The organism is Nisaea sp. (genome assembly GCF_039990255.1).
Taxonomy (GTDB): Bacteria; Pseudomonadota; Alphaproteobacteria; order Thalassobaculales; family Thalassobaculaceae; genus Nisaea.
In genome coordinates this window covers 51104-70029 of the sequence record NZ_JBDXGG010000016.1, presented here as the reverse complement: position 1 = coordinate 70029, position 18926 = coordinate 51104, and the positions used below count along the sequence as shown (strand labels likewise).

Sequence of the window (18926 nt, the reverse complement as noted above, 5' to 3'; positions counted from 1 at the left end):
AAAGCGTGACCGTTTATGGTTGCATTCATTCTTCGTCGGCTGGCCCAATCCGTCCTTGTGATGCTGGTGGTCGGCCTCGTCGCCTTTTTCATGTTCCAATTTCTCGGCGATCCCGTGAACCAGATGGTCGGGATTGACACGCCGATAGCGGAGCGCGAAGCCCTGCGAGAGCGGCTCGGCCTGAATGATCCGCTGATCATTCGTTTCGGGAAGTTCGTCGTGAACGCCGCGCAGCTCGAATTTGGCTTGTCCTACCAGCACAAATCACCGGTTACCGACCTGCTGCTTGAACGGTTGCCTGCAACCATAGAGCTCAGCATGGTTTCCGCCGTGATTGCCTTTGCGCTCGCCCTGCCGGCAGGAGTTTATACAGGGCTCTACAGGAACCGGTGGAGCAGCAAGGCGATGCTGACCCTGTCGCTGGTCGGAATATCCGTGCCGACCTTCCTGATCGGTATTCTTTTCATTTATCTCTTTGCCGTTGTGCTTGGCTGGCTGCCTTCCTTCGGGCGAGGCGATGTCGTCACGCTGCCAGGCGGCTGGACGACGGGTCTCCTGACGGTCAGTGGTTTGAAGGCGATCATTCTTCCAGCACTGACACTTGGCTTGTTCACCTTGACTCTGATCATGCGGCTGATCCGCGCGGAAATGCTGGAAGTGCTGCGGACGGACTATATCAAGTTCGCACGGGCACGCGGGCTTACGAACCGCGCGGTGAATTTCGGTCACGCCCTGAAGAATACGCTGGTACCAGTGATCACGGTGACCGGCCTGTTGCTCGGTAATTTGATCGCTTTTGCGATCATTACCGAGAGTGTGTTCCAGTGGCCCGGCATGGGACGCCTGTTCTTGCAGTCCATTCAGGAAGTCGACCTGCCCGTGATGTCTGCTTATCTGGTGATGATTTCCTTCCTCTTCGTCGTTCTGAATCTGGTTGTCGATATTCTCTACTACGTCGTGGATCCGCGCTTGCGCGTTGAAGGCCACGGCGGCGGACATTGAGGGCCGGATGATGACTGATACAACCTCACCCAAACTCTCCTCCGCGAAGCCGAGCCTGCTCTATCGGATCTGGGATCACGAGCTTTGCTACAGCTTCCGGAATTCTCCTCTTACAGTGGCGGCGGCAGTAGTCACACTGTTGCTTATCCTGTCGGCGGTGTTCGCCGGGGTCATCGCGCCACACAATCCTTTCGATCTGGCATCTATCGACCTGATGGATTCCGAGCTGCCGCCGGCCTGGGCAGAGGACGGAGAAGCCCGCTTCCTGCTTGGAACGGATAATCTCGGCCGCGATATCTACTCAACCATTCTTTACGGCATGAGGATCTCACTGCTGGTCGGTTTCGCCAGTGTTGTGCTGTCCGCGGTGATCGGGATCGCTGCCGGTCTCGCTGCCGGGTATATCGGTGGCAAGGTCGACGCAGTGATCATGCGGATCGCCGATATCCAGCTTTCTTTCCCAACCATCCTGATTGCCCTTCTGATCGACGGAATCATGCGCGGCATTCTGGATCGGGAGCAGCATGAAGCGATGATCATTCCGGTTCTGGTGCTCTCTATCGGCATTTCCAACTGGGTGCAGTATGCCCGTACCGTCCGCGGCTCTACCCTGGTTGAACGGAACAAGGAATATGTCCAGGCGGCCCGAATCATTGGCCTTCACCCTGTCCTGATCATGATCAGGCACGTATTGCCGAACGTGATGGGGCCGGTGCTTGTCATCGCGACGCTGGGGCTTGCCTTCGCGATCCTGACGGAAGCGACCCTCTCCTTTCTTGGCGTTGGCATGCCGCCGACCGAGCCATCGCTTGGCACCCTGATCCAGATTGGTAACGATTTCCTGTTCTCTGGCCTCTGGTGGATCTCGATCTTCCCTGGAATGACGCTGGCGGTCCTCGTGCTCGCCGTCAATCTCCTCGGGGATTGGCTCCGCGACGCCCTCAACCCGAAGCTGCGCTGATGTCGAAACATCTTCTTGAAGTCAACAACCTCCGTATTGAGTTTCCGACGCGGAAGGGCTTGCTGACGGCCATCGACGATGTGTCTTTCCACATCGACGAAGGCGAAGTGCTTGGCGTGGTCGGGGAATCCGGCGCCGGAAAATCCCTCACCGGAGCAGCCATCATCGGCCTTCTGGAACCGCCGGGACGAGTCGCTGGCGGCGAGATCGTCATGAATGGACGGCGGATCGATAATCTCGGCTACGAAGAGATGCGCAAGATCCGCGGCCGCGAGATCGGAGCGATCTTTCAGGACCCGCTGACCAGTCTCAACCCGCTCTATACGGTCGGCCGGCAGCTTACCGAGACGATCATGACCCACACGGACATGACTCCGACGAAAGCCCGGGAGCGTGCCATCGAGCTGCTGACCGAGGTCGGTATCCCGGCACCGGAAAAGCGGGTCGATCAGTATCCGCACCAGTTCTCGGGCGGTATGCGCCAACGCGTCGTCATCGCGCTTGCGCTCTGCGTCAACCCGAAGCTGGTCGTGGCGGACGAGCCGACGACGGCGCTCGACGTTTCTATCCAGGCGCAGATCATCGCACTGCTTAAGAAGCTCTGCCGGGATCACGGGACTGCGGTCATGCTGGTGACGCACGATATGGGTGTCATTGCTGAAACGGCGGATCGGGTGGCCGTGATGTACGCCGGACGCATTGCCGAGATCGGCCCTGTGCGCCAGGTCGTGAAGCAAGCCAAGCATCCCTATACAGAGGGCCTGATGGGGTCGATTCCTGTAATTGGGCACACCGATGAAAAACTGCGCCAGATCGAGGGCTCAATGCCACGTCTGACAAACATACCGACAGGGTGTGCTTTCAATCCGCGTTGCCCGAAAACGATTGATCGTTGCTTCAGGGAGCGGCCGGATCCGATTGATGTCGATGGAACAGAGGTTGCCTGCTGGCTCTATGACAAGGAGGCGGCCCATGTCTGAGACAGCGACCGCAACGCATGAAACCGCTCCGCACGATGAACTGAAGCCCGGCGTTCCGATCCTTGAGGTCAAAGGGCTTAAGCGGTATTTCGATGTTTCCGCCCCTTGGCTCAACAGGGTGCTCGAAGGACAGCCGAAACAGATCCTGAAGGCTGTCGACGGCATCGATTTCGAGATCAAGGCGGGCGAGACCTTCAGCCTCGTCGGGGAATCCGGCTGCGGCAAATCTACCGTGGCAAAGTTGATCGTTGGCCTGCATGGGCCGAGCAGCGGCTCAATCGAGTTCGAAGGCATGGATATTGCCGGCCGCTCGCGCAAGGAGATGGCGCCGATCAGACGCCGCCTGCAGATGATCTTCCAGGATCCTTATGCCAGCCTCAATCCGCGCTGGAAGGTCCGTGATATCATTGCCGAGCCGATCCGCGCCTTCGACCTAGCGGACAGTCCAGACGAGGTTCTGGAGCGCGTTGGAAAGCTGTTGACCCAGGTTGGCCTGGCGCCGGCAGACGGCGATAAATACCCGCACGAATTCTCCGGCGGACAGCGTCAGCGTCTGTCCATCGCCCGTGCCCTCGCGAGCGAGCCGGACTTCCTGGTTTGCGATGAGCCGACCTCGGCACTTGACGTGTCGGTGCAGGCCCAGATCCTCAACCTGATGCGGGAACTGCAGAAGGAACTGGGGCTGACCTATCTCTTCATCAGCCACAACCTCGCGGTGGTCTGCCACGTCTCCGACCGTGTCGGGGTAATGTATCTCGGCCGTTTGGCTGAAGTCGCACCGTCGGATGTACTGTTCAGCAAGCCGCGCCATCCCTATACGCGGCTACTACTGGACACCATCCCGGATCTGGAGATGTCCGGCCGCGACCGGATGCCGGTGGCGGGCGAAGTCCCGAACCCGATCAATCCGCCCTCAGGCTGTGCCTTCCACCCGCGCTGTCCGTTCGCGGACGACCGCTGCTTGAGTGAGCGGCCGGAGCCGGTAGCGACCGATGACGGGGCCCTTGTTGCCTGCCACGGTATCGAGGAAGGCCGCATTCCGGACGTGCCAATCATGGGTAAGCCGGAGGTGCCGGAAGGGCTTAACGCCTGATCCGTTTGCTCTCTGGAAAAAATCTATTCAATCAGAATTGGTTCAGCGAGAAAGACTCGTAAGAGAGCTTTCTCGCTGAACGTTTACATTGTACGGCGGTCGCGTGCCTAGAACTTCGCTTTCGCGTAGAGCATGAAGGAGCGACCGGGCTCGTTCATTGGTGCGACATTGGAGAATTCCTGTCCGTATGTCGTGCGGTCCGCATAGTCTTCGTCGAGAACATTGTTCGCTTCTAGCCTGAGGGTTAGGAACTCCGCGAATTCCGGGGAGTGTTCGGCGAAGAGATTCACAACTTCATAGGCTTCGAGTGCCTGGTTTCCCTGGCTGACGAGATCTTCGTTCTTCAATGCAAGTTCGATATTACCGCCGACCCTTAGGGCGAACTGCTCGACCGTGTGAGCGGCTTCCAGATTGATAACGCGGCCAAGCGGCGTTCCGAAATATTGCAATGTGTCCGAATCCCCAGCGACGCCATCGATTTCGACATCGGCATCGATATAAGACATCCGGACGAAGCCGGCACCCCAGTTATAACCCGCTCCCAGTGTGAAGCCTTTGCTGGAGAAGTCGAACGGGATGTAGGGTCCGCCGCTATAGGTAGCCTCGCGTGCTTCTTCGATTTCGGTCTTAAAGACCCCCGCATCGGCGAAGAAACCGGCATGCGATAGTTTCAGGCCAGCCGTGTAGCTGTTCGAGCGGGCAGGTTCGATGCCGTCATAGTCCCAGGATGGGTTGAAGATGTATGTTTCCTGGAGATCGATACCACCCCAGGCATTCGAATAGCCCGCGTTGAAGCTCAGGTAATCGGTCGCGAAAACTTCGGCGGATATGTTTCCGCTGAGGCCGGAATTATTGAATTTCCGCCCGCCGACACCTTCGAACTCCTGATAGTCCCCGCGCACGCCGGCGGAGATGGAAAGCTTGTCGATTGGCCGTGTCCGGAACTGTGCATAGAGACCGTAATTCGTTGCCTTCTCTTCCAGCTCGGGCGTGCTCGGATCTTCGTATTTTGCCCAGTTATGATAGAAGTCCGCGCCAGCCGTGAGCACATTGACGTCGGCGAACCGGAAATCGTTCTCGATTTTGCCGGTCCAGCCACCTGTCCGGCCTTCGCTGTCGAAAGGCTCCGCGACGTTGATTTCAGCCTCGGAAAACCCGAGTGTTATGATTGGGTCAATCAGGTCCGTCGGGTTTGTGAGGCTGTAATTCAGTACATAGTTTTTGGTCTTGAGCTCGTAGTTGCGTGTTGTCTGCGTGGGCCTGTTGGTTAGGCTGCCGATATTGGCGCGATATGGCCGAGGCGCATCGTCGCGGTATTCCTGCGCACTGAGTTCAAGCCGGTGGCCGGTTGTGGATTCATAACCGCCCTTGACCAGAAAGCTCATGATATCGGTCTCAGAGCCGTTAAGGGTATTCCCGGCACCGTCTTCATAATCGTCCCCGGTGCCTCGTTTGAAATATCCTAGGGCTTCGAAGCCATTCGACTTGCCGTAGGCTGAAAGGCTGCTGATGAAGGTGTCCCCGTTGGTCTCGTAACTCCCCGTTGCGAATCCTCCGTAGTCCCGGCCCGGTTCGAGAAGATCCGAGACATCCGCGGTCTCGTAGGCGATGGAGCCGCCAAGGGCGCCCGGGCCTGCATCTGCAGGAGCAACGCCCGGATCGACCCGCACGGATTTCAGCAGACTGGGGTCAATCAGGTTGGTGCCATTATGGTGGAACACCTTGTTGTTCTGCCGGTTGCCGTCAATCGTTACGGCGAGCTGCGTTTCCTCGATGCCGTTGACATAGACCTTCTGCGCGGCTGGAACGCCGCCTCCGACGGAGACCGCTGAATCGCCGGCATAGAGGTCGCGGAGATTAACGGGATTCCGGCGTGCAATGTCTTCCGGACCGATCTCGATAGAGTTGGCGCCGTCGGCCGCATAGGGGTGCCGCCCGAGGCCGACCCCGCGGCCGGGGGTGTCAACGACCCTGATCGGCTCCAGCACGGCGCTGTCCGAGTTGGACCGTACCTTAGCCTTCAGGCTGACTGTTGTTGAGCCAGTGAACCGGTAGGATATGCCCGTCCCGCCCAGCAGGAGTTTCAGGCCCTGCTCGACGGTGTGGTTTCCGCTCAGACCAGCCGAAGCGATGCTGGCCAGTTCTGCGGTTCCGTAGGCGAAGGAAATGCCGGTTTGCGCGGCAAAGAGATCAAGCGCTGTCGTCAGCGATTGCGGCTGGATTGAGAAATCATACGCGGCCCCTGCCTGTGCCAGCGTTACTTGCCCGTCCGGTGTGGTTCCGGTTGCTGCGAAGGATGCCGTATTAGCAAAGCTTGCGATAACGGCGCCCATCATGGCACCGGTCATGGCAGCCGAGCGGACATGCCGCCGGCTTCGGTCAGTTTTCAAACGCACTTAAAATCCCCCTGGTTGCGCGCGCAATGAAAATAGGAACTATTCTCATTACTCTCATTAAAGGGACGAGTGAGGTGTCGGGAGCCGGTGCAAGAAAATCTGAAAAATTGGGTTTTCGTGAAGCGGGTCGTGAAACTGCGGGATCAATACAACAGAGTCAGATAGGTAGAGACTTTGTGGACTGTTAGGTTTTGGGTCGATGCTAGAGCTTCGAGGCCTTCATCCAGAGTCTTGATCGACAGCGTTGCGGTCACGCGTTTCGAGGCGCGGTTTTCTGCAAGCAACACAATCCGCCCGGGCGTGTAGCGATTCACTTCGGCGAGTGCATCCTGAAGAGAGAGGTTGTCGAATAATATGAGGCCGCGCTTCCAGGCAAGGGCATCCGAAACATCAACATTCGCAACGGGTGCGATCGTACCATCATCTGAATAGCTGACTTGCTGGCCGGCATTGACGACAGAGGTGGTGTCTTCGCCGTATCCCGTGCGGATGGACACGATACCTTCCTCGACCGTCACCGCGGTCGCGCCGGAGCGAGGGAAGTCAGTACGAACGGCATAGGCGGTTCCTAGCGCCACGGAACGCCCATTGCCCGCGGTGATCTCGAACGGTCGCTCCGGATCTTTTGCGACTTCGAATAGGGCTTCGCCTTTCAGAAGCTCTATCCGCCGTCCTACCGCGCCAAAGGAAACATCGATTGCCGTATCCGTATTGAGATAACCGACAGTGCCATCCTCAAGATGGATGACCGATTGCTGGCCGGTCGCTGTGCTGTGGTCAGCGAAGTATAGCGGTGCTTTGAGTGAGGAGAAGACAACGAGGCAGGCGATACTGGCGGCAATCGCGCCAATCCAACCCGCACGGCCAAATTGGGGCTTGGCCGCTGCGGACCGTTCCCTGGTCCCGTGATTGGCCGGAAATGCAAGGATATGATCCGAATCGGACCCGGCGATAGCGGGTTCCATGCTCTCCAGATCGGACCAAAGGCTGGCAATCTTGTTATAGGCATCTCGGTGCTTCGGATCGTCTGCACACCAGGCATTGAAAGCGTCGAAATCCTGCGCTGTCGCATCCGCTTCATTCAGTCGCAGCAGCCAATCGGTCGCTTGTTCGTCGATCATTTCCGACATGGGTTCGATGCTCTTGCTGGTCTGGTTACTTGATTGTTGAACGTCCGCGCGGGAACCGCCCGGTTATTCCGCCTATTTGTTGACGCCCTCAGATGATTGACGAGCGAAGGCGTCATTGTCGGTGCCGGTATTTCCGGATTGGAACCGCTTTCGGGCATCTAGAAGGAGCAGCATTGCTGTTTTCAATTCCTTGTAGACCGTCGTGATGCCTAATCCCATTTCATCCGCGATCTCTTTCTGACTCATACCGTCGAAGCGGCAGAGATAGAGAATTTTCCGGCGCCGGGCTGGGAAGTCTCTGATGACAGTCTCGAGGTGGGCCAGTTCGGCGCGGGCCATGGCATGTCGTTCAGGGGTGAACTCGTCCGATTGTTGCCAGGATGGCCCGTATGCGTCTTTCAGGATCTCGCGTCGGCGGCGCTCCACTCTCTGGTGATCAGTCGCCAGGTTCGCGGCCATCGAAAAGAGATACGCCCGAGGATCACGCACGTTTGTCTGATCTATGCCGTCGGCAAGTTTCAGACGCAGATCGTAGAGAATATCGGCTGCAATGGTTGGAGAGTCGATCCGGCTGCAGAGGAAACGGAGCAAGGAGCTCTCGTGTTCGCGAAATGCTTTGAACAGAACCGACTCTAACATTGTGCAATTCAATTCGTTTACGATGGCCCGCGCGCTGCCGGTACCGTTCACGAACAAAAGTCCAATGCACAGTCGGGCACCCAGCTGAACCATGACTATATTTGTATTGCGAGTCATTCGCAAATAAGTATGGTCATGGTTTAGATTTGAGGGTGCTTCTATTTCGCGTAACCGATGTCTTCAAGTGCTCCTTTGATCTCGGGCAGGATCGATGCATCGTCGATAGTGGCGGGCATCGGATAGTCCTGTCCGTCGGCGATTTTCTGCATGGTGCCGCGCAGGATCTTGCCGGAGCGGGTTTTCGGCAGGCGATTGACGATGGTGGCCTGCTTGAAGGCAGCCACCGGGCCAATCTTGTCCCGTACCATCTGCACCAGCTCTTTCAGGATCTGCTCATTCGGCGTGTTCACGCCGTCCTTCAGGACGACAAAGCCGAGCGGTACCTGACCCTTGAGCTGGTCGGCGACACCGATCACGGCGCACTCGGCAACGGCGGGATGGCCTGCCAGAACCTCTTCCATGCCGCCGGTGGAGAGCCGGTGTCCGGCGACGTTGATGATGTCGTCTGTCCGGCTCATCACATAGAGATAGCCGTCCTCATCCATGTAGCCTGCATCCCCGGTCTTGTAGTAGCCGGGATAATCCGCGAGGTAGCTCTCAACGAAGCGATCGTCGTTCTGCCAGAGCGTCGGCAGGGAGCCGGGCGGCATGGGCAACTTGATGGAAATAGCGCCGATGTCGCCGCGTTTCATCTCGTTGTTCGCCTCATCCAGGATTTGCACGTCCCAGCCGGGCACGGCCCGTGTGGGTGAGCCCGCCTTCACCGGAAGCTGCTCGATGCCGAGGCAGTTTGAGGCGATCGGCCAGCCGGTTTCGGTCTGCCACCAGTGGTCCACCACAGGGACCTTCAGCTTCTCCTCGCACCAGTGCAGCGTGTCCGGATCGCACCGCTCGCCTGCCAGGAACTGGGCCTTGTAGTGGCTGAGGTCGTAATCTAGGAGAAGCTTGCCGTCGGGATCTTCCTTCTTGATCGCCCGGATCGCGGTCGGGGCGGTGAACATGGCGCTTACCTTGTGCTCGGAGATCACTCTCCAGAAGGCACCGGCATCCGGCGTGCCGACCGGTTTGCCCTCGTACAGCATCGTGGTGCAGCCATGGAAAAGCGGCGCATAGACAATATAGGAATGTCCGACGACCCAGCCGACGTCTGACGCTGCCCAGAAGACTTCTCCCGGATCAACACCGTAGATGTTCTTCATCGACCATTTGAGGGCAACGATATGGCCGCCGGTGGCACGTACCACACCCTTGGGAACGCCAGTCGTGCCAGAAGTGTAGAGGATGTAGGCGGGGTCGGTGGCCAGTACTTCGGCACAGGGCGCAGGCTCCACGCCGTCATGGGCGGCGTTCCACTCTATGTCCCGGCCCGGTGTCAGTGTGGCTTCCGCCATCGGGCGTTGATGGATGATACAATGGTCCGGCTTATGAGACGCCATCTCGATGGCGCCGTCGAGAAGCGGCATGTAGGCGACCGTTCGGCCCGGCTCGATGCCGCAGGAAGCACTGACGATCAGCTTCGGCTCACAATCGTCGATCCGCTTCGCCAGCTCGTTCGAGGCGAAGCCGCCGAACACGACGGAATGCACTGCGCCGATCCGGGTGGCGGCCAGCATTGCGATCACAGCTTCGGGGATCATCGGCATATAGATGATGACCCGGTCGCCATAGCCGAGACCGTATTTCGAGAGCACGCCGGCAAAGGCGGCGACCTTGTCGGTCAACTCGCTGTAGGAGAAACTCTGCTTGGTGTTGGTGACCGGGCTGTCATAGATCAGGGCCGCTTGGTCGCCCCGGCCTTCTTCGACATGCCGGTCAAGTGCGTTGTAGCAGGTGTTCGTCGTACCGCCGGCGAACCAGCGGTAGAATGGCGGATTGCTTTCGTCGAGGACCTTGTCCCAGCGCTTGAACCAGAAAATGTCATCGGCCGCTGCGCCCCAAAAAGCTTCCGGGTCGTCGAGCGAATGCCGATAGACGTCGTCAAACTGGCCCATATTCCGAGCCTCCCTTAGATGGTGTTCTTTTTACTTGTTATCCACCGATATGGTCGGCGGGCGTGGGATGCAAATCAAGTCCCAGATTGCCGCAGTGGTGGTGATGTCGGACTGTCGACGCTATCTGCCGAGGGTTTTGCCGAAAATTCCTTTCTTGCCAGCGATTTTACTGGTCTCGTCAGCGAGCCGCTCTTGCTGCAGGTCAGCTTCGTTCGCATGCAGGAGTTCGACCCGATCGCGGCGAATGAAGTTCTCGACACCGCGACCTTGGAATAGGGTGATGCCGAGTGCGGTCAGATCCGGGATCGCCGCCTCGTCCACGCAGTTATAGAGGATGAAGCGCGCGGGGCCGAGCTTCTCCACACGTTCCGTGAAGGTAGCCCATTCGGTTTCGTTGCCGGGGGTCAAGTGGCGGTCCCACATGACTTTTAGATAGATGAAACGCTCTGGTGGGACTTCGAGTTTCGTCAGGGATGTCCAGCGGACGCCGTCTAGTGCGATTGGGAACTTCTCGTGCTCGAGTTCGTTCACCATGCGGTCGAACTCGTCTCGTTCATGCAGTGCCTCGACGTAGGGCACTTCGAGAGTAATTCGCTTTCGGGTGCTTATCGGAATGTCGGCGAAGGCCTCGTCCAGCTCTTTCTCTAAAACCACAGTGCTGTTCACGTTTACTGTGTAGGTCTTGTCGGCTTTCAGGCGGTCTTCAACCAGGTGGTCGAGCATGCGGATATCGACGACTTCGATCACCTTTTCGAAAAGCCAAGGGTTTGCACGGATATCCTGCCCGAACATATCGTCGAGGGCGTCGATGGATACTGTGAGTGCACTGGCAAGGGAGATCGGCTTATGCAGATCGGTAAGATCCCAGATCGTCTGCTCGCGCACCAAATTCGAGATATCGGCATTCCGGAGCGATTCGAACAACCGCATAAAGCTCTGTAGTTCGCCGCTATCGCTGTTGGCATCTCGTGTCCGGTCAATTTCGGACATCAGCTTCCGGCAGATCTTCGCAACCTTGCTGGACTCGGTCGAGAGGTGGAATTCTTGATGCGGTGCGGAGCCGCGTCCGCTGCGCTTTAGGAACGCATCAAGCCGGTTGACGGCCTGAACGGCGAGGTCGGTCTGGTCGTCCGGGGTGACGATGGCGAGGAAATGGTGCGAAAGCCGGTACATCCGGGACTTACCATCTTTCGGGACCGCGTCAATGCGCGCGATTAACGTCCTGAAAAAAATCGGATCGTCGATATGTGGAATGGAAGACAGGTCGATTAGGATGGCCGTGAGATCAGCTTTGTTGGCCGAGGTGTCTTCCGTCAGAGCCAGCAGCTCCGCTTCTTCGGTCTGCATGCGGGCTTCCATCCAGTTCATGGTGCCGGGAGTTTGCCTGATCTATGCGATGCAAGGCAATCTTGGCTGTTCGGCTAGAACAGGGCGCGCGCCACCGCGACACTCGCGGTGCCGACGGCAACCGCAATGAGCGGATTGGCGCCAAGCAGCGAGAGCGCGGCGACAATGACCAAGGCCGCACGTTCCAGCCAGCCGGTATGCCAGATCGTCGGTGCCAGGATCGCGACCAGTACAGCCCCCGGGATGGCGGCGAGCCAGCGCGATACGAATCCGCCCTCCGGGACCCAGCGCATCATCAGGAAGCCGCCGATCCGGGTGAAGTAGGTCACCGCTCCCATGAGCAGGATGGCAATCAGCGCAGTTCCATCGAACGCGAGGTAAGGGGCAAGAAAATCAGCGTTCACGGAGCAGGCCTCCAACCAGAGAGCCGGCGATGCCGCCGATGACAACATGGGCTTCGCCCGGAACGAACTCATTGGCCAGGATCGCGCCGGCGGCAGCCACGGCCCAGGGTAGAATTTGTTTCCTGCCGGTCCAGATCGGTTTGATCATGATGACGAAGAAGGCCGGCAGCAGCACGTCGAAGGCCAGTGCCTTCGGGTCGAGCGCGGCGCCGAGCGCATGCCCGAGTCCGGTGCCGAATACCCAGCTAAACCAGAGTGCTATACCCGAGCCGAGGAGAATTCCGGCATCCGTCGCGCCTTTCCGGCGCTCTGAAATCGCGACGGCCCAGTTCGCATCAGTCAGGAAGAACAGGCTGATCCAGGTGAGGTGGCGGGGCAGCGGTTCGAACCATTCGCGGATCGACGCGCCCATCAGCAGCATGCGGGAATTGATGCCGAGAGTCGTGATGGCGATAACAAGCAGCGGAAGCGGGTCCTGCCAGAGGTCGATGATCGCGACCTGAGAGGCACCGGCGAACACGACGCCACTCATGGTGACGGCCTCCAGCCAGGTCATCCCCACATTGCGGCTGATCACGCCAACCGCGACGGCAAAGAAGAAGCCGCTGATGGCGATTGGCCAGATCTGGAACGCGCCTGTGCGCATGCCGGTTGAAGAGAATGTGGTCGTGGTCATCGTAAATCCCGCTCCTTACCGGCTAGGTGTGCGTCCGGCGGCGGTGCAGGTCAAACGAGATTTTGTTGCGATGCAATTAGGCGAGGTAACCTGTTGAACTCAGCCGGCGAGCTTCTGCATGACCAGCGTTGGCGCATCGTGCCTGACCGCGCGCTCGGCACGGGGGGTCCGGCCGAAACATTCCCGGTAGCATTTCGAGAAGTGGCTGGCGGAGACGAAACCGCACGCAAGTGCGACCGACAGGATCGACATGCTGGTCTGGGCCAGCAGCTGGCGGGCACGTTGCAGACGAAGATTGAGGTAATAGCGTGTTGGCGTGCTGGAGAGATATTTCCTGAACAGCCTCTCCAGTTGCCGGGTGGAAAGCCCGGCTTTGTCCGCCAGCGCGGTCTGGCTCAGCGGCTCTTCCAGGTTGGCCTCCATCTCGGCGATCACGTTGATCAGTTTCGGATGGCTCACGCCAAGGCGGGCCCGTAGCTCCATGCGCTGATGATCATGTGGCTCGCGGATGCGGTCATGGATGAATTGCTCGGAGACCTCGTTCGCCAGCTTGAAGCCGTGCTGCTTGGCGATCAGGTGCAACATCATGTCGAGCGCGGCGGTACCGCCTGAGCAGGTGAAGCGGTCCCGATCGATCTCGAACAGGTCCGACGTTACCTCGATCTCGGGAAATTCTTCGGTAAAGCCGCCAAGGTTTTCCCAGTGGATGGTGCAGCGCCGGTCTTCCAGCAAGCCAGCCCGGGCCAGGACATGGGCGCCGGTGCAGACCGAACCGATGGCGGCGCCCTGACGGGATAGCCGACGAAGGGCGCCTAATACACGGTCGTTACGATAGTGCTGGGCGTCGATTCCGGCGGCGACGATGACTGCGTCGGAATTCTTGAGATCATAGAGTGTTCCGACGGTATTAACTTCGACGCCGTTGCTGGCCTGAACGGGATTGCCATCTTCGCTGAGCACGCGCCAGTGATAGAGGGTTTTCCCAGCCATTCGATTGGCGGAGCGCAGGGGTTCTACAGCCGCAGTAAAAGGCAGCAGCGAGAAATTCGGCGTCAGGAAAAAATCGATTGTAAGCGGAGCGTCATTTGGGTCGTCGAACATATTTGGCCATACTCTCCACCGCACGGAGCTTGCTTATTTCGTGCCCCGTCTTTTTTGTCGGTAAAAGGATAAAACCAAGTCTGTGCCCCGGAGCAATGAAAATAAGGCGTTGATATATGTTTTCGAGTGGCTCTGGCTCTAGCTATGTCGGCAGCGGGACACTGGGTCGGTAATAGGCGATTTTGATTATGGTTTTGCATGACCGGAGAAGGGGGCGATGACCGACTGCGGCACGATTGCGGTTGCTCTCGAACGCTATGGACTACTGTTGCGCAGCGGATTTCATCCGGAAGTCGATGAAATCAAGCTTTCTGGTGGCGAATCGGCTGGCACTGTTCTTCTCGTCGGAAATGCTGGACCAGGAATGTGGAGAGAGTTTTCCGCAAACCGGCCTGCTGGCGCAAACCCGCTCGACCGCTGGAGCAGAGAGGTGCTGGATGAGGTCGCCGGATCGTTTGGTGCAGAGGCCGTGTTGCCGTCCGACGGCCCGCCCTTTCGGCCGTTCCAGCAATGGGCGATGCGGGCCGAGCCGGTTTTCCCGTCCCCGATCGGTATCCTTATCCATCCGGTCTATGGTCTTTGGCACGGATATCGGGGCGCTTTGTTGTTCGAGCGGATGCTGGATCTGCCGGACAAGGATCTGTCGGCGAACCCTTGTGACAGTTGTACCGCGCGGCCCTGCCTCTCGACTTGCCCTGTCGGGGCGTTCTCAGAGCGGGGGTATGATGTGCAGGCATGCCGTAGGCATCTGCGTTCGGGTGCGGGGGATTATTGTCTCGACGGCTCTTGCCTGGCACGCCAGGCCTGCCCCGTTGGCCGTGATTATGCCTACGGAGCAGGTCAGGCGGTCTTTCACATGGCGGCCTTTGTGTAGCGCCTCAAGCTCAATGCTAGCTGTAGTAGGGTGAATTCAGGTCGCGGCTTGCGTCAGCGGCTGGCGGTGCCTCGAAGACTCGTGCGTAATAGGCTGTATCAAGACGCGCTGTTTCGGCTGGAAAATCCTCGAGAGCGAACCGTTGTGCATGCTCGACGGTTTCGAAGGCGTAGAATCCGCCGATACTGTTGTTGTTTAATCCGCTCAGCCAGGTCTTGTTCAGCAACCCCGGCTGGTTCTTCAGGATGGGGTTACGCTTTTGCCATGGGGCTCGTTCGAACGGAACACTGAGCTGCAACTCCGTGTAGACATAGGCGCCGGGTGCTTGCTCGGTGATCCCACCGAAATAGGGCGACCCCATATCTGTGCTCGCTTCGGCAACACCCTCCGCATCAAATACCCGGGTTGTATGGGTGACGCCAAACCGACGTGTCTCCGTCGGGAAGTACCCGGTTACGAATTTCTTGGCATTCTCGACAGAATCGAAGCTGTAGAATCCGCCGAGCGATTGCGTGCCGAGACCGAATAGCCAAGTCTTGCTTAGGAAGCCGGGTTGTTGCCGGATGACTGGATTGACTTGGCGCCATGGCCCCTGGTCGAACGGTACTGAAATCTGGAGTTCTGTGTAAACGAAGGCTTCTGGGGGCATTTTGATCTCCGATGTTGATGATTGGGCGTGCCCGGTCCCAGACCGCAATATTGCGCTGACGATGAGGGGCGCCGTCGCTGTCGCAGCCATGCCGCCAGCAAGAATTTCGCGCCGTGATGGATGCCGTTCGGATCTTGGTGGTTGGTTTTCGTCCATATACATCCCCTTTAAATAACGATCGTTATATAACGGTCGTGATGTTACTTATGGCGGAGATCGCAGCGAGTCAACAAATTATATAACGATCGCTATTTTTAGGGATTACGGCATGAATACGCGTAGGGACGAGACGAGGAAAAAGATGCTAACCGCGGCAAGTGCCGGGTTTAGGGCGCATGGCTATGCCGGGATCGGGGTTGATGGAATTGCGAACGCAGCCGGGGTCACGTCCGGGGCGTTTTATGCACACTTAAAGTCGAAAGACCTTGCTTTCGCCGCAGCGTTGGAAATTGGTCTGGACGAGGTTCTGGATGGCATCCGGCTGTTCAGAGGTGAGCATGGAGCTAAATGGCTGGAGGCGTTCGCCAACTATTACCTTGGAAAGCCGCATCGCGCAGACCTCTCCTGCGGCTGTGCCATGGCAAGTCTGTCGCCGGAGGTGGCGAGAGGACAGGGGGACCTGCATCAGGCCTATGCAGACAGGATGAACCAGATTGTGGACCGGATCGCGGATGGACTGGCCGGCGGTGACTATGTCGGCCGGCGTGCGCGGGCCTGGGCTTTCCTGACCGGCTTGATCGGCGGGCTGACGATGGCACGGGCGGTCGGGGAAGATGGACCGGCGGAAGAGATTGCCGCTGCGGTGCGTAGTGCTGCCCTTGTGGCTGCGGGACCAGCCAGATAGCAAAACGGCCGGTCATTTGACCGGCCGTTTGTTGTTCGGATGGATTTGAATCAGGGCACTTCGGAAATCGATTCGAGTTGGGCTTCCGGCGGAGCGACGGTGCCGCCAGCTTTGGTTACGGCCTGATCCAGGTCGATCTGCGAGCAGAGGCCGAGCAGGACCGGGTGACGGGCCGTGATGTTCTGGGAGTTCCAGTGCGTGCGGTCGCGGACTTTGTCTATCGTGTCCTTGGTCGTGCCGACCAGTTTGGCGACCTGGGCGTCCTTCAGCTCCGGATGGTGCTTGACCAGCCAGGCGATTGCATCCGGCTTGTCGCCGCGCTTGGAAACCGGAACGTATTTCGGCCCCTTTGAGCGGGCTTTCGGCGCCGGCAGAGTGCTCACCAGTATTTTCATCCGATAAGATGAGTCTTCCTGGGCCTTCTCGATCTCGCCACGGGCCAGCTGCCCATTCTGCAGCGGGTCAATCCCCTGAATACCCGAGCTGACCTCGCCATCGGCGATGGCCTGAACTTCGAGGGGATGAAGGCCGCAGAAATCGGCGATCTGTTCGAACGACAACGCCGTATTGTCGATCAGCCAGACGGCCGTCGCTTTCGGCATCAGCGGATTCGCCATGATATCTCCTTTGAAGCGCGTTATCCGCATACCACTCGGACTGCGGATCCGTTCTTTCTTGGTTGTCTGAAATGTTCTGAATAATGGTTATATAGAGCAAGATACGGAACGATCCAATCATAAGTCGTCGTCAAAATGCATGAGGCATCAAGATGGATCGCGGCGAAACCGGCTATCGGGAGAAGGCAGATGACGTTCGAAGATCTTGAACCGAAGAACGTGACCCGCAAACCGGTCGATCTTTCGACCTGGAATATCGAGGACCTTGAAGGCTATATCGCGAATATGAAGACTGAAATTCAGCGTGCGGAAGCGATGATTGTCGAGAAGCAGTCAGTTTCCTCGGCGGCTGAGTCGCTTTTCAAGCGGTAGGCATCAGTCTGCCGGACCTTGCGGCAGAGGATTATTCTCTGTATCGCACGGGATAGACAAAACGGATGGATATGGGGACAGGGGCATGAAGGGCAAGACGGCAGTCGTCACTGGGTCGACCAGCGGGATCGGCGCAGCCATGGCGGCGGCATTCGCTGCCGAGGGCGCGAACATCGTCATCAATGGCCTGGGCGATATTGCGGATATCGAGAAAGGACGCGCCTCTCTCGAAGCGGAATATGGCGTCCCGGTTATCTATCATGGCGCCGATATGACCAAGCCGGATGAGATCGAGGATCTGATCCGGACAGCTGCAGGCCAGTTTGGCTCCGTCGATATTCTCGTGAACAATGCGGGCATCCAGCATACCGCTCCCATCGAGGAATTCCCGGTGGACAAGTGGAACGCGGTAATTGCCATCAATCTTTCAGCCGCTTTTCACGGTATGCGAGCCGTTCTGCCCGGTATGCAAAAGCGTGGCTGGGGACGGATCATCAATGTGGCCTCGGCGCATGGTCTGGTCGCCTCGGTGAACAAGTCTGCCTATGTAGCCGCCAAGCACGGCATTGTCGGCCTTACTAAGGTCGCGGCTCTGGAAAATGCCCAGAGCGGTGTGACGTGCAACGCGATTTGCCCGGGCTGGGTGAAGACGCCGTTAGTCATTGCTCAGATCGAGGCACGGGCCGAGGCCAACGGTACCAGTGTCGAGCACGAGACCCAGGCATTGTTGCTGGAAAAGCAGCCGTCGGGGCAATTCACCACGGTCGAGCAACTCGCGGGTGCCGCGGTCTTTCTGTGCGGCGATGCTGCCAGTAACATGACGGGTACAACAGTTACGCTAGACGGCGGCTGGACTGCGCAATAGCGGCTAAGCCCGCTCCCTCCGAGCCTTTTCCCCAGGGCTCAAGTCTTCGGTGAGTTCCGTGTTCCAACGGTTACCCGCATATCGTTCTGCTTCATGGAAAGGACACCCGTGAAAGGCAAGACAGTTATCGTAACCGGCTCGACGAGCGGGATCGGCGCGGCATTGGCTGGGGGATTCGCTGCCGAGGGCGCGAATATAGTGCTGAACGGTTTGGGCGATGCTGGTCTGATCGAGGCTGCGCGTGCGGCCCTGGCGGCGGCTCATGGCGTTGAGGTTATCTATCACGGTGCCAATATGGCCCGGCCGGACGAAATCGAAGCTCTGGTCCGTGCGGCGGAGGGGCATTTCGGCGGCGTCGATGTTCTGGTGAACAATGCAGGTGTCCAGTACACCGAAGTGATCGAGGTATTCCCGACAGAGCGCTGGGACGCGCTGATCGGCATAAATCTCTCGGCTCCGTTTCATGCGACGCGGGCTGTTTTGCCCGGCATGAAGAGGCGTGGCTGGGGACGAATTGTCAATATTGCGTCCAATGCGGGGCTTGGCGGCTCTGTTCGCAAGTCTGCCTATGTCGCGGCGAAACATGGCGTTGTTGGCCTGACCAAAGTCACCGGGCTGGAGAATGCCCAGAGCGGTGTGACCTGTAATGCCATCTGCCCCGGCTGGGTAAAGACGCCATTGGTCGACGTGCAAATCGAAGACCGCGCCAAAAGGGACGGAACCAGTATCGAGCAGGCGACTTATGATCTGCTGATCGATCAGCAGCCGTCCGGCAGGTTCACTACGTTCGAACAACTGGCCGAAACCGCCCTGTTTCTTTGCAGCAGTGCCGCCGACAATATGACCGGGACGACGATAACGCTCGATGGTGGCTGGATGGCTACTTAAGCCGAATTCATCGGAGCCAAAAAACAAACACCCGCCG

19 protein-coding genes are annotated in these 18926 nt (G+C 58.3%); 9 read left to right on the top strand and 10 right to left on the bottom strand.

Annotation, left to right across the window (positions count from 1 at the left end; translation table 11 throughout):
- Positions 1 to 15 precede the first annotated feature (15 nt).
- From ABJ076_RS09670 to ABJ076_RS09655, 4 genes are read left to right on the top strand one after another with little or no spacing between them, the layout of a single operon-like run.
- On the top strand, positions 16 to 1002 hold the full coding sequence (locus ABJ076_RS09670; RefSeq protein ID WP_348193887.1) for an ABC transporter permease: 987 nt from the start codon (positions 16 to 18) through the stop codon (positions 1000 to 1002).
- A gap of 7 nt (positions 1003 to 1009) precedes the next feature.
- Positions 1010 to 1963 (top strand): ABC transporter permease, encoded by a 954-nt coding sequence (locus ABJ076_RS09665; RefSeq protein ID WP_348193889.1) that lies wholly within the window; start codon positions 1010 to 1012, stop codon positions 1961 to 1963.
- Positions 1963 to 2943 carry an ABC transporter ATP-binding protein gene (locus ABJ076_RS09660; protein WP_348193891.1) on the top strand — a complete coding sequence of 327 codons (981 nt, stop codon included), beginning with the start codon at positions 1963 to 1965 and terminating at the stop codon, positions 2941 to 2943. Before ABJ076_RS09665 ends, ABJ076_RS09660 begins: the two co-directional genes overlap by 1 nt.
- Complete coding sequence (locus ABJ076_RS09655; RefSeq protein ID WP_348193893.1) at positions 2936 to 4036, top strand: oligopeptide/dipeptide ABC transporter ATP-binding protein; 1101 nt, start codon at positions 2936 to 2938, stop codon at positions 4034 to 4036. Before ABJ076_RS09660 ends, ABJ076_RS09655 begins: the two co-directional genes overlap by 8 nt.
- A 107-nt stretch (positions 4037 to 4143) precedes the next feature.
- On the opposite strand, the gene ABJ076_RS09650 is transcribed toward ABJ076_RS09655, so the two are convergent.
- The 8 genes from ABJ076_RS09650 to ABJ076_RS09615 form a co-directional block, all read right to left on the bottom strand.
- Positions 4144 to 6432: a TonB-dependent receptor gene (locus tag ABJ076_RS09650; protein WP_348193895.1), complete on the bottom strand. Its 2289-nt coding sequence runs from the start codon at positions 6430 to 6432 to the stop codon at positions 4144 to 4146.
- A gap of 143 nt (positions 6433 to 6575) precedes the next feature.
- Positions 6576 to 7562: a FecR family protein gene (locus tag ABJ076_RS09645; RefSeq protein WP_348193897.1), complete on the bottom strand. Its 987-nt coding sequence runs from the start codon at positions 7560 to 7562 to the stop codon at positions 6576 to 6578.
- A 72-nt stretch (positions 7563 to 7634) separates the two neighbouring features.
- The gene (locus ABJ076_RS09640) at positions 7635 to 8201 is read right to left on the bottom strand and encodes an RNA polymerase sigma factor (protein ID WP_348198419.1); all 567 of its coding nucleotides are present in this window, start codon (positions 8199 to 8201) and stop codon (positions 7635 to 7637) included.
- Positions 8202 to 8359: 158 nt separating this feature from the next.
- Positions 8360 to 10252, bottom strand: a complete 1893-nt coding sequence (locus ABJ076_RS09635) for a propionyl-CoA synthetase (protein WP_348193900.1) — start codon at positions 10250 to 10252, stop codon at positions 8360 to 8362.
- Between the two features lie 120 nt (positions 10253 to 10372).
- On the bottom strand, positions 10373 to 11599 hold the full coding sequence (locus tag ABJ076_RS09630; protein WP_348193902.1) for a hypothetical protein: 1227 nt from the start codon (positions 11597 to 11599) through the stop codon (positions 10373 to 10375).
- 74 nt (positions 11600 to 11673) lie between these two features.
- Positions 11674 to 12003: an AzlD domain-containing protein gene (locus ABJ076_RS09625; RefSeq protein WP_348193904.1), complete on the bottom strand. Its 330-nt coding sequence runs from the start codon at positions 12001 to 12003 to the stop codon at positions 11674 to 11676.
- A complete protein-coding gene (locus ABJ076_RS09620) occupies positions 11993 to 12679 on the bottom strand; it encodes an AzlC family ABC transporter permease (protein ID WP_348193906.1) in 687 nt (228 codons plus the stop codon). Before ABJ076_RS09620 ends, ABJ076_RS09625 begins: the two co-directional genes overlap by 11 nt.
- A 99-nt stretch (positions 12680 to 12778) precedes the next feature.
- Positions 12779 to 13780, bottom strand: coding sequence for a GlxA family transcriptional regulator (locus ABJ076_RS09615; RefSeq protein WP_348193908.1), 1002 nt, complete (start codon positions 13778 to 13780; stop codon positions 12779 to 12781).
- 217 nt (positions 13781 to 13997) lie between these two features.
- Between ABJ076_RS09615 and ABJ076_RS09610 the strand changes: the two genes are divergently transcribed.
- On the top strand, positions 13998 to 14654 hold the full coding sequence (locus tag ABJ076_RS09610) for a ferredoxin (protein ID WP_348193910.1): 657 nt from the start codon (positions 13998 to 14000) through the stop codon (positions 14652 to 14654).
- A gap of 16 nt (positions 14655 to 14670) precedes the next feature.
- On the opposite strand, the gene ABJ076_RS09605 is transcribed toward ABJ076_RS09610, so the two are convergent.
- Entirely contained in the window at positions 14671 to 15303 is a 633-nt protein-coding gene (locus ABJ076_RS09605; RefSeq protein WP_348193912.1) for a YdhR family protein, read from the bottom strand.
- 301 nt (positions 15304 to 15604) lie between these two features.
- Between ABJ076_RS09605 and ABJ076_RS09600 the strand changes: the two genes are divergently transcribed.
- Positions 15605 to 16147, top strand: a complete 543-nt coding sequence (locus tag ABJ076_RS09600; RefSeq protein WP_348193914.1) for a TetR/AcrR family transcriptional regulator — start codon at positions 15605 to 15607, stop codon at positions 16145 to 16147.
- A gap of 50 nt (positions 16148 to 16197) precedes the next feature.
- Here ABJ076_RS09600 and ABJ076_RS09595 read toward each other — a convergent pair whose 3' ends face one another.
- Positions 16198 to 16764, bottom strand: a complete 567-nt coding sequence (locus ABJ076_RS09595; protein ID WP_348193915.1) for a cell cycle transcriptional regulator TrcR — start codon at positions 16762 to 16764, stop codon at positions 16198 to 16200.
- A 189-nt stretch (positions 16765 to 16953) separates the two neighbouring features.
- Here ABJ076_RS09595 and ABJ076_RS09590 point away from each other — a divergent pair, with 189 nt between their 5' ends.
- From ABJ076_RS09590 to ABJ076_RS09580, 3 genes are all read left to right on the top strand, one after another.
- Positions 16954 to 17136: a DUF1192 domain-containing protein gene (locus ABJ076_RS09590; RefSeq protein WP_348193917.1), complete on the top strand. Its 183-nt coding sequence runs from the start codon at positions 16954 to 16956 to the stop codon at positions 17134 to 17136.
- Between the two features lie 85 nt (positions 17137 to 17221).
- Positions 17222 to 18001, top strand: a complete 780-nt coding sequence (locus tag ABJ076_RS09585; protein ID WP_348193918.1) for a 3-hydroxybutyrate dehydrogenase — start codon at positions 17222 to 17224, stop codon at positions 17999 to 18001.
- Positions 18002 to 18109: 108 nt separating this feature from the next.
- Complete coding sequence (locus ABJ076_RS09580) at positions 18110 to 18889, top strand: 3-hydroxybutyrate dehydrogenase (RefSeq protein WP_348193920.1); 780 nt, start codon at positions 18110 to 18112, stop codon at positions 18887 to 18889.
- Positions 18890 to 18926: the final 37 nt, after the last annotated feature.

Bases quoted from the DNA above. Each gene is read 5' to 3' on its own strand.
- ABJ076_RS09670 (WP_348193887.1), top strand. From the start codon at position 16: ATGGTTGCATTCATTCTTCGTCGGCTGGCCCAATCCGTCCTTGTGATG.
- ABJ076_RS09665 (WP_348193889.1), top strand. From the start codon at position 1,010: ATGATGACTGATACAACCTCACCCAAACTCTCCTCCGCGAAGCCGAGC.
- ABJ076_RS09660 (WP_348193891.1), top strand. From the start codon at position 1,963: ATGTCGAAACATCTTCTTGAAGTCAACAACCTCCGTATTGAGTTTCCG.
- ABJ076_RS09655 (WP_348193893.1), top strand. From the start codon at position 2,936: ATGTCTGAGACAGCGACCGCAACGCATGAAACCGCTCCGCACGATGAA.
- ABJ076_RS09645 (WP_348193897.1), bottom strand. From the start codon at position 7,562: ATGTCGGAAATGATCGACGAACAAGCGACCGATTGGCTGCTGCGACTG.
- ABJ076_RS09640 (WP_348198419.1), bottom strand. From the start codon at position 8,201: ATGTTAGAGTCGGTTCTGTTCAAAGCATTTCGCGAACACGAGAGCTCC.
- ABJ076_RS09635 (WP_348193900.1), bottom strand. From the start codon at position 10,252: ATGGGCCAGTTTGACGACGTCTATCGGCATTCGCTCGACGACCCGGAA.
- ABJ076_RS09630 (WP_348193902.1), bottom strand. From the start codon at position 11,599: ATGCAGACCGAAGAAGCGGAGCTGCTGGCTCTGACGGAAGACACCTCG.
- ABJ076_RS09620 (WP_348193906.1), bottom strand. From the start codon at position 12,679: ATGACCACGACCACATTCTCTTCAACCGGCATGCGCACAGGCGCGTTC.
- ABJ076_RS09615 (WP_348193908.1), bottom strand. From the start codon at position 13,780: ATGTTCGACGACCCAAATGACGCTCCGCTTACAATCGATTTTTTCCTG.
- ABJ076_RS09610 (WP_348193910.1), top strand. From the start codon at position 13,998: ATGACCGACTGCGGCACGATTGCGGTTGCTCTCGAACGCTATGGACTA.
- ABJ076_RS09605 (WP_348193912.1), bottom strand. From the start codon at position 15,303: ATGCCCCCAGAAGCCTTCGTTTACACAGAACTCCAGATTTCAGTACCG.
- ABJ076_RS09600 (WP_348193914.1), top strand. From the start codon at position 15,605: ATGCTAACCGCGGCAAGTGCCGGGTTTAGGGCGCATGGCTATGCCGGG.
- ABJ076_RS09595 (WP_348193915.1), bottom strand. From the start codon at position 16,764: ATGGCGAATCCGCTGATGCCGAAAGCGACGGCCGTCTGGCTGATCGAC.
- ABJ076_RS09590 (WP_348193917.1), top strand. From the start codon at position 16,954: ATGACGTTCGAAGATCTTGAACCGAAGAACGTGACCCGCAAACCGGTC.
- ABJ076_RS09585 (WP_348193918.1), top strand. From the start codon at position 17,222: ATGAAGGGCAAGACGGCAGTCGTCACTGGGTCGACCAGCGGGATCGGC.